Origin of the sequence: Kitasatospora sp. GAS1066B, assembly GCF_041262605.1 — a bacterium.
Classification (GTDB): Bacteria; Actinomycetota; Actinomycetes; order Streptomycetales; family Streptomycetaceae; genus Kitasatospora.
In genome coordinates this window covers 16,913-29,504 of record NZ_JBGCCO010000031.1, presented here as the reverse complement: position 1 = coordinate 29,504, position 12,592 = coordinate 16,913, and the positions used below count along the sequence as shown (strand labels likewise).

Here is a 12,592-nt window from a genome sequence, read left to right as displayed (position 1 = left end):
CGGAGATGTCGATCAAGCCGCTCGGCACACGGCTCCACCGCGCTCGCACGGATGACATGGTCCCCCCTGCTCCAGATCGCCCTGGGCGACATCAAGCCGCGGCGCGTGCTCGCGACCCGGCGGTGCCGCCGGTGCCGGCCCGACAGGCGGCTAGCCACCCGCTGCCGACACCCCTCATTCGACTGACCATCTTTCAGACTGTCAATCACCGTGTCAATCAAATTCGAACAGGTCATCCATAGAGGAGGAAGTCGAGGCGGTGCGGTGATCCGGGACAGCACGCAGACGCCGGTGGGAAGTCGGCCGAGCCGACTTCCCACCGGCGCAAGGGAACTGATCAGCCGTGCAGGTACACGATCCCGAGCTTGGTGAGCTGCCAGAGCTGGGCCGGCGCACCGGTGTCGGCGGCCAGCTCGACGAGCGGGTTGCCCTGGGCGTCGTGGGCCGCGCCGGCGGTGGCGACCATGCCGGTGCTCTGCGAGTCGGCGAGCTTGTAGTGCCCGTTGCCGTCCGGCTCGAAGATCCAGTGCTGGTTGGCGCCGCCGTTGCAGCTCCACTGCTCAAGCTGGGTGCCGGCGGTGGTGACGGCGCCGGTGGCGTCCAGGCACATGGCGCGGTTGCCGCTGAAGTCCATCTCGTAGCTGCCGCCGGACTTGGCCTCCAGCACGAAGGACTGGTTGAGGCTGCCGTCCGCCGGATAGTTGATGGCGGGTCGGCCGTTGGTGCTGTCACCGTAGGTGCCGCCGCCGGAGAGGTCGAGCACCTGACCGGTGGCCGCGTTGGTCAGCTGGTACCAGGCGCCGTCCTCCGGCACGTCACCGAAGGGCTGATGGGCCGTCAGCGGCATGATCGTGGTGCCGTCGGCCTGGTCGAGGGTGCAGTACGCCTCCTGCTGGCCGGGCGCGTTGTAGAACTCGCCGAGGCAGGTCCCCTCGCCGTGGTAGCCGGCCACCCGCGGGTGGTACGACTGCCGGATCTCGTTCTCGCAGAGCGAGAGGATGCCGATCGAGTAGTCGCAGCCGTTGCGGGTGTTCTCGGAGAGGTCGATCACGTCACCGTTGGTGTACTCGTACGGCGAGCTGGTCCACTCGGCGCAGACCTCGTGGCCGTAGGAGACCCGGCGCTGGTCCAGGAAACGCACGCCGGGGACGGCCTCGGCGGCCTGCCGCAGCGCGTCGTCGAAGGTCGGCACCACCCAGTTGTGGCCCCAGGCGAGGTCCTCGGGGAACGCGGGGCAGCCCTGGGCCAGCTTGGTCGCGGGGTCGTTGCTGCGGATGTCGGGGGTGATCGGCGTGTAGTACGACTGGTAGACCAGCTGGTAGGAGCCGTCCGCGTAGCCGGCGGCCCGCATGGTCTGGCGGATGTCGGTGATCGCGGCGGTCACCTTGGGGATGATCTTGGCGGCCCGCTGGGTGATCGTGGCGTTGCCGATGGTGTCCCGGCAGCCCTGGGACTTGGGGATCGGGAAGTACTGAGCGAGGCAGCTCTCCATGATCCCGCTGAAGTCGAAGTCGTCGTTGGCGCCGATCGTGACGACGACCATCTTGACGTCGTACTTGGCCGCGGTCTGGGCGAGTTGGACGTCCTGCTTGGGCTCGCCGAAGTCGCCGAAGCCGCCGCCGGTGATCTTCGCCAGGGTCGGGTCGCTGGTCAGGTCGCCGGTCTGGGCGCCGGAGCAGGCCAGGTCGACAGGGGTGAGGCCGGACAGGCCGGTGTCGAAGATCACCGACTGGGAGTGGCGGTGACAGTAGTTCGTCGGCCCGTCGGTGCCGGGGAAGTAGCCGTCGTTGGTGTCGGTCCCGGCGCCCTCGCCGGATATCGCGCTGTCGCCGAGCGAGACGATCGCGCCCGGCAGGGCGGCTCGCGGGCTCGCGGCGGCGGCGTGCGCCGGTGGGGCGCCGGCGGCCAGGCCGAGGGTGGCGACCAGTGCGGCCACGGCCAGCAGGGCGGTGGGCGGACCTGCGGTGAGTCTCCTGATCACGCATGACTCCTAGGTGGGGGGTGCGGAGTGGTGCGGTGAGCGGGTTCACATCGTAGGTACTGACAAGTAGTGCAACAAGGCTCGTGACAGCGAAACTTGAGTCATCCTCACGTCCCGCTGGGCCGAAGATGTCCAGCCAACGCGGCGCCAGGCATGCCGAAGCCGCCGCCGATCGCCCCAGGAGGAGAGGCGATGGACGGCGGCTCCGCGGGGCGTGATCAGCCCTCGTTGACGCAGGTGTTGCCGAACGCCGGGTTCAGCAGGCCGATCACGTCGACGCTGTTGCCGCAAGCGTTGACCGGGATGTGGATCGGAACCTGGATGGCGTTGCCGGAGAGCACACCGGGGGAGCCGGCCGCGACGCCCTCGGCGCCGGAGCTGGCCAGGGCGGTCCCGGCACCCGCGGCGACGATGCCGACCACGGCGGCGCCGACAGCGGCAGCCTTCTTGACGCTCATATTGAGTCTCCTTGTTGCTGAGCACGATGCGTGCATGATCAGCAACGACCTCTTTGCCGACCAGTTGTGGGCATCGGCCACGAATCACCCATTCGTACGCATCGGGCCGGCACCGGCCCGCCCCCGGCCACCTGGCGCCGCCAGGCGATCGGGTGATCCCGCCGGGTGCCCGTTTCCGCCCGTGCCGCCGGTCGTTCTAGCTCGGGAAGCCGCTTCACACCGTCAGCAACCGTAGGCAGAAAGAGAATTCCGTCATGCGCAAGCTCGTCCACAGCGCGTTCGGCGCGGCCGCCGCCGCTGCCCTGATCCTCGGTGGCGCCTCCATCGCCTCCGCCCACGCTGGTGCCGAGGGCGTCGCGGCCGGCTCCCCCGGCGTGCTCTCCGGCAACCTGATCCAGGTTCCCGTGCACATCCCGGTCAACCTCTGCGGCAACACCGTCGACGTGATCGGCCTGCTGAACCCGGCGTTCGGCAACACCTGCGCCAACGTCTGACGTACCGCCTGAAGTACCCATCCGGCGGGCTCGGTCGGCTCGGCCGACTTTCGCCCGGCGGAGTGATTCCGGGCAGTTGACCGGAACCTTCCGATCGCCATTCCTGTTTCGCCGGGTGCCCCGGGATGTTCAGAACCGGCCCCGAGAAATCAACGGAGGATTACCCATGCGCAAGCTCTCGAAGACCCTCGTCCTGACCACCGCCGCCGCGGGCCTGCTGCTCGGCGGCGCCGGCCTGGCTGCCGCCAGCTCGGGTGCCGAGGGTGCTGCGGTCGGTTCGCCCGGCGTGCTCTCCGGCAACCTGATCCAGGTTCCGGTGCACGTCCCGGTCAACCTCTGCGGCAACACCGTCGACGTGATCGGTGCGCTGAACCCGGCGTTCGGCAACACCTGCGTCAACAACGGCTGACAGCCCCAGTCACGGCTGAGTAGGAGACCTCCATGCAGACCAAGAAGATCGCCATCCTGACCACCGCGGCCGCCGGCCTGGTGCTCGGCGCCGCGGGTGCCGCCAACGCCAGCGCGGGTGCCGAGGGTGTCGCCGCCCACTCCCCCGGTGTCGGCTCCGGCAACGCCATCCAGGTGCCGGTGCACATCCCGGTCAACCTCTGCGGCAACAGCGTCAACGTGATCGGCCTGCTGAACCCGGCGTTCGGCAACACCTGCGTCAACGCCGAGCCCGAGCACCACCACGACGACGACTGCTGAGCAGAAGAAGTCGCGTGTGAGTGTCGGCCCCCGGACTTCCCCGTCCGGGGGCCGACGCCTTTCCCGGAACCGGACCGGTTCTCGACTGAGAAGGACCCCCATGAGCCTCACCACCACCAGTGGCGCGCTGGCCGCGCTCGGGGCCGCGCTGCTGCTCAGCCCGGCCGTCGCCGGCACCGCCGCGGCCGCCGCCAAGGAACCCACCGCCCAGTTGCAGCCGACCGACGTCGCCCCGGCGATCGGCGCCCTGGGCAGCACCACCGGCTACGTCACCGGGCCGGTCAAGGACCTGCGGCTGGACCCGTTCGCCCAGTCCAGCGCCGACCCGTTGAACAACGCGGTCGCCGTCAAGCCCGACAACCCGGGCATGCGACCGGTCAGTTCCTCGGCCGTCACCGGCGCGCTCAGCGACGGCGGCGGGGCGAAGGACCTGCCGGTCCTGAAGCTGCTGATGGGCGCGGTGCCGGGCCACTGAGCACCCGTCAGGCCGGCAGGCGGACAGCGCGAGGCCCGGTGCGGGTGAACGCACCGGGCCTCGGCGCAGCGCGGGCCGGCGGCCCCGCCTCAGCTCTGCGAGCTGTTCCCCAGCGCCTCGTCGGTGGTGGCCATGGTGGTGGTGAGCAGGTCCTGCGCGGTCTTCGTCAGCGGGGCGTGCTGGTCGGGACCGCCGAGGCTGGCCTTGGCCCCAGGCACCGCCGAGACCGCGCCGGGCACGATCCGCGGGTCCAGGTCGCCGGTGGACAGGGCGCCGTCCTTCAGCTGGCCGTCGGCGCCCTCCACGAAGCCCAGCGGGTGCCCGAGGCCCACCGCCGGGCCGACCGCCTTCAGCGGCGCCTCGGGCGCGGTCAGGTCCAGGTTGCCGGGCCGCACCCCGTCGGCCAGCGCCGGCACCGGCACGTTGGAGTCCAGGCTCGGCCCGACCTTGCTGAAGTTGAGCGACGGCACCACCCGGTCCGGCACCAGCTGGTGCTTGTCCTGCGCGGTCGGCACCGGGGGCAGCACCGGCGAGGCGGGCAGCGCACCGGTCACGTCGCCGCCCAGGCCGCCGAGCATCGGCGCGTGCTGGGTGACCGTCTCCAGCGGGACCCGGAGCGGCACGGTCTTGGTCGCCAGCCCGTTCTCCAGCGAGGCCACCTGGTCGGGCGTCATCGTCTGGGGGCCGGCCGCGGCCGCCACCCCCTGGCCCGCGATCGCCGAGGCGCCAACCGCCAGCAGCAGTGCACCGGTCCGCTTGGAGAGCTTCATCGTCTTCCCTGATCCGATCTCTTGAGGCAGTGGGTCATCCGTTTCAACGACCCGGCACCACAGGAGTGGGCACGGATTAACCGGAACGGCGTATTAATAAGACCGACACGCTGTGGCATCCGGTCGTACCGAATTTTTCCCGGCACGCCTCGCGTAACTTTCCTGCCCGCCGTTCTTTGATACCGGTGTCACCGCAGGACGAGCACGACAACGGCCGGATCGGACGCCCGATCGCTCCGCAGCCGGAGAACTGCCGGATGTGATCGATTCCTGAATACGCCGCACAAGTCATGGTGACCAGCAGACCAGGTCAATTCGTTGCACGGATTGCACCCAGACGCAGCGGACGCAGCAATCCAGAGAGGAATTCCCATGATCAAGAAGACCCTGGCCTCCGTCGGCCTGGTGGCCGCCGCCATGGCCGCCGGTGTGACGCCCGCGATGGCCATCGGCAACGCGGACGGTTCCGGCGCTTCGCTGCAGGGCAACGGTGGCACCAACAACACCGGCACCTGGGGCAACCACAGCCCGAACTTCCACTTCCTGGACAACCCGAACATCTGCCTGCCGGAGATCCACCACGTGCAGGTCGGCCTCGTGCCGGTCCAGGCGGACATCCCGGTCGGCAACCAGCAGCTGCACCAGGTCTGCAACGTCGGCCAGCCGACCCAGACGAACGGCGACGGCGCCGCCTCGCACCTGATCGGCTGACGAGCCCTCGGCTCGCCCCCGTTCCATCCGCTCCACCCGTTTCACCCGTTCCACCCGTCTGCAGTCCCAACCCAGTAGCAAGAGAGAGCACCCCATGCTGAAGAAGGTCCTCGCCACCGCCGGCCTGGCCACCGCCGCCATCGCGATGTCCGCCGCCCCCTCGATGGCGATCGGCGACGCGGACGGCTCCGCCGCCTCGGTCCAGGGCAACGGTGGCACCAACGCCACGGGCACCCACGGCGACCACAGCCCGAACTTCCACACCCTGGACAACCCGAACATCTGCCTGCCCGAGGTGCACCACGTCCAGGTCGGCCTCGTGCCGGTCCAGGTCGACGTGCCGGTCCTCAACCAGCAGCAGCACCAGATCTGCAACGTGGGCCAGACCACCCAGTCCAACGGCGACGCCCCGCTGTCGCACCTGATCGGCTGATCAAGCCCCCTGCACGGGCGGACCGGTCGGCCCCGGCCGGTCCGCTTCGAAAGGCCCAGCGGTACCTGACCCTCCAGAGCGGTACCTGACCCTCCAGAGCACGACCTGCGGGGCCTGTGGAGCACAACTTCCCAGGCCCCGCCGTTGTTTGAACGACAGACGTTTCGAGTGACAGATCGTCCAGGACCGAAGAGAGGACCCACCTCATGCAGAGAATGCTGGGCAGGGCCGCCGCCGTCGCGGCCGGCGCGCTGATGATCGCCGGCATCGCCGCTCCCGCCTACGCCCATGTCTACGAGGGTGGTGACGGCGGCGGCGTGGCCACCGCGCACCCCGTCTTCGTGGCCGGCTTCCACGACCACGTCGCGGGCACCAGCCACGTGCACACCGCTTCCTCGGGCGCCGGCTGGGCCACCGACACGGCCACCGGCGGCGAGGGTGCCGGTGGGGTCGAGATCGACGGCATGCACCACCACTGAGCCGGACATGACTGAGGGGGCGTCAGCCGGTGCTGACGCCCCCTCAGTCATGTGCTGCTACAGCATCCGGGCCGCCTCGACGGCCCAGTAGGTCAGGATCTGCTCGGCCCCGGCCCGACGGATCGAGGTGAGGCTCTCCAGGATGGTCCGCTCCCGGTCGATCCAGCCGTTCGCTGCGGCGGCCTCGACCATCGAGTACTCACCGGAGATCTGGTAGGCCGCCACCGGCACCGGCGAGCGGTCGGCCACCTGGCGCAGGATGTCCAGGCAGGGCATGGCCGGCTTGACCATCACCAGGTCGGCCCCCTCCGCCAGGTCGAGCTCCAACTCGCGCAGCGCCTCACGGGAGTTGGCCAGGTCCTGCTGGTAGGTCTTGCGGTCGCCCTTCAACGAGGAGCTGACCGCCTCCCGGAACGGGCCGTAGAGGGCCGAGGCGTACTTCGCGGTGTAGGCGAGCACGGCGACGTCCTGGTGACCTGCCGCGTCCAACGCCCGCCGGACCACGCCGACCTGACCGTCCATCATGCCGGACGGGCCGACCATGTGGACCCCGGCCTCGGCCTGCACCACGGCCATCTCGGCGTAGCGCTCCAGGGTCGCGTCGTTGTCCACCGAGCCGTCGGCGGCCAGCACCCCGCAGTGGCCGTGGTCGGTGAACTCGTCCAGGCACAGGTCGGACATCACCACCAGCTGGTCACCGACCTCGGCGACCACGTCGCGGATCGCCTGCTGCAGGATGCCGTCCGGGTCGGTGCCCGCCGAGCCCAGCGCGTCCTTGGTCTGCGGCACGCCGAAGAGCATGATGCCGCCGATCCCGGCCTCGGCCGCCTCCACCGCCGCCTTGCGCAGCGTGTCGCGGGTGTGCTGGACCACGCCCGGCATCGAACTCACCGGCACCGGCTGGTCGATGCCCTCGCGGACGAAGGCCGGCAGGATGAACTCGGCCGGGTGCAGCCGGGTCTCCGCGACCAGCCGGCGCACCGCCGGGGTGGTGCGCAGCCGGCGGGGGCGGATGGCAGGGTAGGACAAGACTCCTCCAGTGGTCAGCGCGCCTTGCGACGGGAGCCGGGGCGGCGCTCGCTGGGCCGGTAGACCGGCTCGCCGGCCGAGGTCGCGGCGTCCCGACGGCCCGCACCGAACTCTGCCAGGGCCTGGGCCAGCGCGGAGGCCGACGGCGCCGGCGCCATCACGTCGACCCGCAGGCCGTGCTCCTCGGCGGTCTTGGCGGTGGCGGGGCCGATGCAGGCGATGATCGTGACGTTGTGCGGCTTGCCGGCGATGCCGACCAGGTTGCGCACGGTCGAGGACGAGGTGAAGAGCACCGCGTCGAAGCCGCCGCCCTTGATCGCCTCACGGGTCTCGGCCGGCGGCGGCGAGGCGCGCACGGTCCGGTAGGCCGTCACGTCGTCCACCTCCCAGCCGAGCTCGACCAGGCCGGCCACCAGGGTCTCGGTGGCGATGTCGGCGCGCGGCAGCAGCACCCGGTCGATCGGGTCGAAGACCGGGTCGAACGGCGGCCAGTCCTCCAGCAGGCCGGCGGCGGACTGCTCGCCGCTGGGCACCAGGTCGGGCTTGACGCCGAAGTCCACCAGCGCCTTGGCGGTGGTCTCGCCGACCGCCGCGACCTTGATCCCGGCGAAGGCCCGGGCGTCCAGCCCGTACTCCTCGAACTTCTCGCGCACCGCGCGCACCGCGTTGACCGAGGTGAAGGCGATCCACTCGTAGCGGCCTGTGACCAGGCCCTTGATCGCCCGCTCCATCTGCTGCGGGGTGCGCGGCGGCTCGACCGCGATGGTCGGCACCTCCTGCGGCACCGCGCCGTAGGAGCGCAGCTGCTCGGACAGGCCGGTGGCCTGCTCCTTGGTCCGCGGCACCAGGACGTTCCAGCCGAACAGCGGCTTGGTCTCGAACCAGGAGTGCGAGTCGCGGTGCGCGACCTGCTCGCCGACCACGGCTATCACCGAGGTGGCCGGGTCGACCGGGGCGGAGACCGGTGAGGGCAGCACCCGGGCCGCCTTCAGGTCGGCCGCGATGGTGGCGAGGGTGGAGGTGAAGGTGCGCTGGCGGGTGGTGGTGCCCGAGAGCGTCGCGCAGAGCGCGGCGTCCGGCTTGCGGCCGTTGCTGACCAGCGCGTTGGCGGTGGCCGGCAGCTGGCCGAGGGTGGTGCGCACCACCAGGGTGGTCTCGGGGGCGCCGAGGTCCAGCACCGCACCGGCCAGCAGCGCGGAGCCGTCCACGAAGCGCACGTCGGCGCCGTTGCTGCCGCGCAGCGGGACGCCGGCGTAGGCGGGGACGCCGACCGACTGGGCGACGCCCGGGATCACCTCGAAGGCGGTGCCGGCCTTGGCGCAGAGCAGCATCTCCTCGGCCGCCCGGCCGTCCAGGCCCGGGTCGCCGTCGACGGTGCGGACCACGTGCTTGCCGGCCGCGACCGCGTCCACGATCAGCCGGGTCAGCGCGGCGGCGTCGAACTCGGCGCTCTCGCCGTCCACCGCACCCGGCGCGTGCAGGTGGACGCTCTCGGGACAGTGGCTGCGCACGGCGCCGGCGGTCAGCGGATCGGCGATCAGCAGGTCGGCCGAGGCCAGCACCTCGACCGCGCGCAGCGTGAGCAGACCGGGGTCGCCGGGCCCGGCACCGAGGAAGGTGCAGCGTCCGGAGCGGTCGGCGGTGTTGGTGGGGCTCATCAGACTCGCTCCCCCATCAGACCGGCCGCCCCGCCGTCGAGCAGCCGGGCGGCCAGCGCGTGGCCCAGGGCCCGCGCCTGCCGTTCGGCCGTCTCGTCGAACGCGAGCGGGCCAGTGGTGGACATCGTCAGCAGGGTGGCGCCGTCGACCGTACCGACGACGCCCTCCAGCCGCAGGTGGTTCTCGCTGCTCAGCGTGGCCAGCGCGGCCACCGGGGCGGAGCAGCCGGCTTCCAGCGCGGCCAGCAGGGCGCGCTCCGCGACGACGGCGGCGCGGGTGGCGGGGTGGTCGAGCGCGCCGAGGGCGGCGACCAGGTCGGGGGCGTCCGAGCGGCACTCGATCGCCAGCGCGCCCTGGCCGGGGGCCGGCAGCATCAGCTCGGGCTCCAGGTGCTGGCTGATCTCGGCGGACCGGCCCAGCCGGTTGAGGCCGGCGGTGGCGAGCACCACGGCGTCCAACTCGCCGCTGGCGACGAAGCCGATCCGGGTGTCGACGTTGCCGCGGATCGGCACCGTCTCGAGCTCGACGCCCTGGGCGGCAGCCCAGGCGTTCAGCTGGGCCATCCGGCGCGGGGAGCCGGTGCCGATCCGGGCGGGCCGCTCGGCGCACTTCTCGACCAGCGCCTCGAGGCCGAGCCCCTCGCGGGCCACCAGGGCGTCCCGGACGTCCTCGCGCTCGGGCACGGCGGCCAGCGTCAGGCCCTCGGGGTCGGCGGTCGGCAGGTCCTTGAGCGAGTGGACGGCGAAGTCGATCCGGCCCTCGAGCAGCGCGTCGCGCAGCGCGGAGACGAAGACTCCGGTGCCGCCGATCTGGGCGAGCTGCTCGCGGGAGGTGTCACCGTAGGTGGTGATCTCCACCAGTTCGACCGCGCGGCCGGTGCGCCGGCTGACCTCGCGGGCGACCATCCCGGACTGGGCCACGGCCAGCGCACTGCGCCGGGTGCCGAGCCGCAGCGGTATCGTTTCGGCGTCCAACTGGCCCTGCTGCGTGCTCAGTTGACCATTCATAGCGTGATCATCCCGGTCGTGCTGGTGGTCGAGAAGATGGGTCATCGGGCCGCTCCGCCCGCGAGACTACCGCTGCTGGGCTGCGCCTGCGGACCCAGCGGCGTACCGGACACGGCGTGCACCGCGCCCGGGTCGAGGTCGAACAGCTCGCGCAGCGCCTCCGCGTAGGAGGCGCCGCCCGGCTCGGCGGCCAGCTGCTTGACCCGCACCGTCGGTGCGTGCAGCAGCTTGTCGACCACCCGGCGGACGGTCTGCGCCACCTCGGCGCGCGAGCGTTCGTCCAGGTCGGGCAGTCGGGACTCGAGGCGGGCCAGCTCGGCGCCGACCACCTCGGAGGCCATCGCGCGCAGCGCCACCACGGTGGGTGCGATCCGCGCGGCGCGCTGGGCGGCGCCGAAGGCGGCCACCTCGTCGGCGACGATGTCGGTGACGGCGGCCACGTCGCCGGCGCCGGGCAGCGCGGCGTCGACCTGGGAGAGCGACTCCAGGTCGATCAGCAGCGCGCCGGGCAGCTCGTGGACCGCGTGGTCCACATCGCGCGGCATCGCCAGGTCGAGGAAGGCCAGCGGCCCCTGGCGGCCGGCCTCGCGCACCGCGACGGCGGCGGCCACGTCGGCGGCCTGGATCACCACGCCGGCCGAGCCGGTGCAGGAGATCACCAGGTCCGCGTCGGCCAGCGCCTGTGGCACCTTGGCGAAGTCCACGGTCCGGGCACCCAGCGTGGCGGCCAGCCGCTCGGCGCGCTCGGCGGTGCGGTTGGCGATCACCAGGTCGCCGACCCCGGCCCGGGCCAGGGTGGCGGCGGCCAGCGAGCTCATCGAGCCCGCGCCGACCACCAGCGCCCGCTTGCCGGCGATCTCACCGGCGCCCGCGGCGACCTGGTCGAGACCGAAGGTGACCAGCGACTGGCCCGCCTTGTCGATCCCGGTCTCGCTGTGCGCCCGCTTGCCGACCCGCAGGGCCTGCTGGAACAGCTCGTTGAGGCCGCGACCGGCGGTGTGCTCCTCCTGGGAGCGGGCCAGCGCGTCGCGCAGCTGGCCGAGGATCTGGCCCTCGCCGACCACCATCGACTCCAGCCCACAGGCCACCGAGAAGAGGTGGTGCACGGCGCGGTCCTCGTAGTGGACGTAGAGGTGCGCGGTGAGCTCCTCCAGGTCCACCCCGCTGTGCTGGGCGAGCAGCAGCGAGAGCTCGGCCACGCCCGCGTGGAACTTGTCCACGTCCGCGTAGAGCTCGATCCGGTTGCAGGTGTTGAGCAGCGCCGCTTCCGAGACGGTGGCCGTCGCGGCCGCGTCGTGCAGCAGGCGGGTCGGGACGTCCCCGGTCAGCGCGGCGCGCTCGAGGACGGTGACGGGGGCGGTGCGGTGACTCAGCCCGACGACGAGCAGACTCATGCGGGCATCACCGCGGGCCGCTCGTGATCGTTGCCCGCCGCCGACTTCTGGGCCTTGTCGGTCTTCTCCGGCTTGGCCTCGGGCTTGGCGCTGCCGCCGGCCGCGCGGCGCAGCTTGGCCGCGGCGGCGCGCACCGGGTTGGCGGCGCGGCTGGGGGCCGGTTCCTCCTCGCGCTCGTCCTCCGGCTCCTCGCCGGCCTTGCGCTGCTCGTGGAAGGCCAGGATCTGCAGCTCTATCGAGAGGTCCACCTTGCGCACGTCCACGCCGTCCGGCACGGTCAGCACGGTCGGCGCGAAGTTCAGGATGCTGGTGACGCCCGCCTCGACCAGCCGGTCGCAGACCTGCTGGGCGGCGCCCGGCGGCGTGGTGATCACACCGATGGAGACCTGCTGGCTCTCCACGATGGACTCCAGTTCGTCCATGTGCCGCACCGGGAGGCCCGCCGCGCTGCTGCCGACCACGGCCGGGTCGGCGTCCAGCAGGGCCGCCACCCTGAATCCGCGGGAGGCGAAGCCTCCGTAGTTGGCCAGCGCGTGCCCCAGGTTCCCGATCCCGACGATCACGACCGGCCAGTCCTGGGTGAGACCCAGCTCACGGGAGATCTGGTACACGAGGTACTCGACGTCGTAGCCGACGCCCCGGGTTCCGTAGGAACCGAGGTAGGAGAAGTCCTTGCGCAGCTTGGCCGAGTTGACCCCGGCCGCGGCGGCCAGCTCCTCCGAGGAGACGGTGGGCACCGAGCGCTCGGAGAGCGCGGTCAACGCGCGCAGGTAGAGCGGCAGGCGGGCCACGGTGGCCTCGGGGATGCCACGGGCACGGGTCTGACGTCCCACAGGGGTGCGGCGCATGGAGCCTCCGTCGGCAGTGCTGGGGGGCGAGGATTTGGGGGTTGATCGGCCGATTGCCACGGTGCTCCTGTGGGTGAAGCTGGGCTTTGGCTGCCAGGTTATGCGTTTGTGAACGTGTGCACAAAGATGGTGTCCGTTTTGTCCCGC

At 71.7% G+C, this 12,592-nt stretch carries 15 protein-coding genes; 7 read left to right on the top strand and 8 right to left on the bottom strand.

What is annotated here, in order from left to right:
* Window positions 1–337 precede the first annotated feature (337 nt).
* Window positions 338–1,981 carry an RICIN domain-containing protein gene (locus ABH937_RS29440; protein WP_370220021.1) on the bottom strand — a complete coding sequence of 548 codons (1,644 nt, stop codon included), beginning with the start codon at window positions 1,979–1,981 and terminating at the stop codon, window positions 338–340.
* A gap of 218 nt (window positions 1,982–2,199) precedes the next feature.
* Window positions 2,200–2,439: a chaplin gene (locus ABH937_RS29435; protein ID WP_280693333.1), complete on the bottom strand. Its 240-nt coding sequence runs from the start codon at window positions 2,437–2,439 to the stop codon at window positions 2,200–2,202.
* 254 nt (window positions 2,440–2,693) lie between these two features.
* Between ABH937_RS29435 and ABH937_RS29430 the strand changes: the two genes are divergently transcribed.
* The 4 genes from ABH937_RS29430 to ABH937_RS29415 all read left to right on the top strand — a co-directional run bounded on the left by ABH937_RS29430 (window position 2,694) and on the right by ABH937_RS29415 (window position 4,116).
* The gene (locus tag ABH937_RS29430) at window positions 2,694–2,933 is read left to right on the top strand and encodes a chaplin (protein ID WP_280693334.1); all 240 of its coding nucleotides are present in this window, start codon (window positions 2,694–2,696) and stop codon (window positions 2,931–2,933) included.
* A 166-nt stretch (window positions 2,934–3,099) separates the two neighbouring features.
* Window positions 3,100–3,342: a chaplin gene (locus tag ABH937_RS29425; RefSeq protein ID WP_280693335.1), complete on the top strand. Its 243-nt coding sequence runs from the start codon at window positions 3,100–3,102 to the stop codon at window positions 3,340–3,342.
* Window positions 3,343–3,374: 32 nt separating this feature from the next.
* Complete coding sequence (locus ABH937_RS29420) at window positions 3,375–3,641, top strand: chaplin (protein ID WP_280693336.1); 267 nt, start codon at window positions 3,375–3,377, stop codon at window positions 3,639–3,641.
* 100 nt (window positions 3,642–3,741) lie between these two features.
* Window positions 3,742–4,116: a hypothetical protein gene (locus ABH937_RS29415; RefSeq protein WP_280693337.1), complete on the top strand. Its 375-nt coding sequence runs from the start codon at window positions 3,742–3,744 to the stop codon at window positions 4,114–4,116.
* A gap of 89 nt (window positions 4,117–4,205) precedes the next feature.
* On the opposite strand, the gene ABH937_RS29410 is transcribed toward ABH937_RS29415, so the two are convergent.
* Entirely contained in the window at window positions 4,206–4,886 is a 681-nt protein-coding gene (locus ABH937_RS29410; RefSeq protein WP_280693338.1) for a hypothetical protein, read from the bottom strand.
* A 372-nt stretch (window positions 4,887–5,258) separates the two neighbouring features.
* Here ABH937_RS29410 and ABH937_RS29405 point away from each other — a divergent pair, with 372 nt between their 5' ends.
* From ABH937_RS29405 to ABH937_RS29395, 3 genes are all read left to right on the top strand, one after another.
* Complete coding sequence (locus ABH937_RS29405) at window positions 5,259–5,597, top strand: rodlet layer protein (protein WP_280693339.1); 339 nt, start codon at window positions 5,259–5,261, stop codon at window positions 5,595–5,597.
* A gap of 94 nt (window positions 5,598–5,691) precedes the next feature.
* Window positions 5,692–6,030, top strand: coding sequence for a rodlet layer protein (locus ABH937_RS29400; RefSeq protein WP_280693340.1), 339 nt, complete (start codon window positions 5,692–5,694; stop codon window positions 6,028–6,030).
* A gap of 206 nt (window positions 6,031–6,236) precedes the next feature.
* Window positions 6,237–6,509 carry a hypothetical protein gene (locus ABH937_RS29395; protein ID WP_280693341.1) on the top strand — a complete coding sequence of 91 codons (273 nt, stop codon included), beginning with the start codon at window positions 6,237–6,239 and terminating at the stop codon, window positions 6,507–6,509.
* Between the two features lie 57 nt (window positions 6,510–6,566).
* On the opposite strand, the gene hemB is transcribed toward ABH937_RS29395, so the two are convergent.
* From hemB to ABH937_RS29370, 5 genes are read right to left on the bottom strand one after another with little or no spacing between them, the layout of a single operon-like run.
* Window positions 6,567–7,556, bottom strand: a complete 990-nt coding sequence (gene hemB, locus ABH937_RS29390) for a porphobilinogen synthase (RefSeq protein WP_280693358.1) — start codon at window positions 7,554–7,556, stop codon at window positions 6,567–6,569.
* Window positions 7,553–9,196 carry a bifunctional uroporphyrinogen-III C-methyltransferase/uroporphyrinogen-III synthase gene (locus ABH937_RS29385; protein WP_280693342.1) on the bottom strand — a complete coding sequence of 548 codons (1,644 nt, stop codon included), beginning with the start codon at window positions 9,194–9,196 and terminating at the stop codon, window positions 7,553–7,555. Before ABH937_RS29385 ends, hemB begins: the two co-directional genes overlap by 4 nt.
* Window positions 9,196–10,203, bottom strand: a complete 1,008-nt coding sequence (gene hemC / locus ABH937_RS29380) for a hydroxymethylbilane synthase (protein WP_370220020.1) — start codon at window positions 10,201–10,203, stop codon at window positions 9,196–9,198. Before hemC ends, ABH937_RS29385 begins: the two co-directional genes overlap by 1 nt.
* Window positions 10,204–10,244: 41 nt before the next feature.
* Complete coding sequence (locus tag ABH937_RS29375; protein ID WP_280693344.1) at window positions 10,245–11,597, bottom strand: glutamyl-tRNA reductase; 1,353 nt, start codon at window positions 11,595–11,597, stop codon at window positions 10,245–10,247.
* Window positions 11,594–12,445, bottom strand: coding sequence for a redox-sensing transcriptional repressor Rex (locus tag ABH937_RS29370; RefSeq protein WP_280693345.1), 852 nt, complete (start codon window positions 12,443–12,445; stop codon window positions 11,594–11,596). The genes ABH937_RS29375 and ABH937_RS29370 overlap by 4 nt, the downstream gene beginning before the upstream one ends.
* Window positions 12,446–12,592 lie beyond the last annotated feature (147 nt).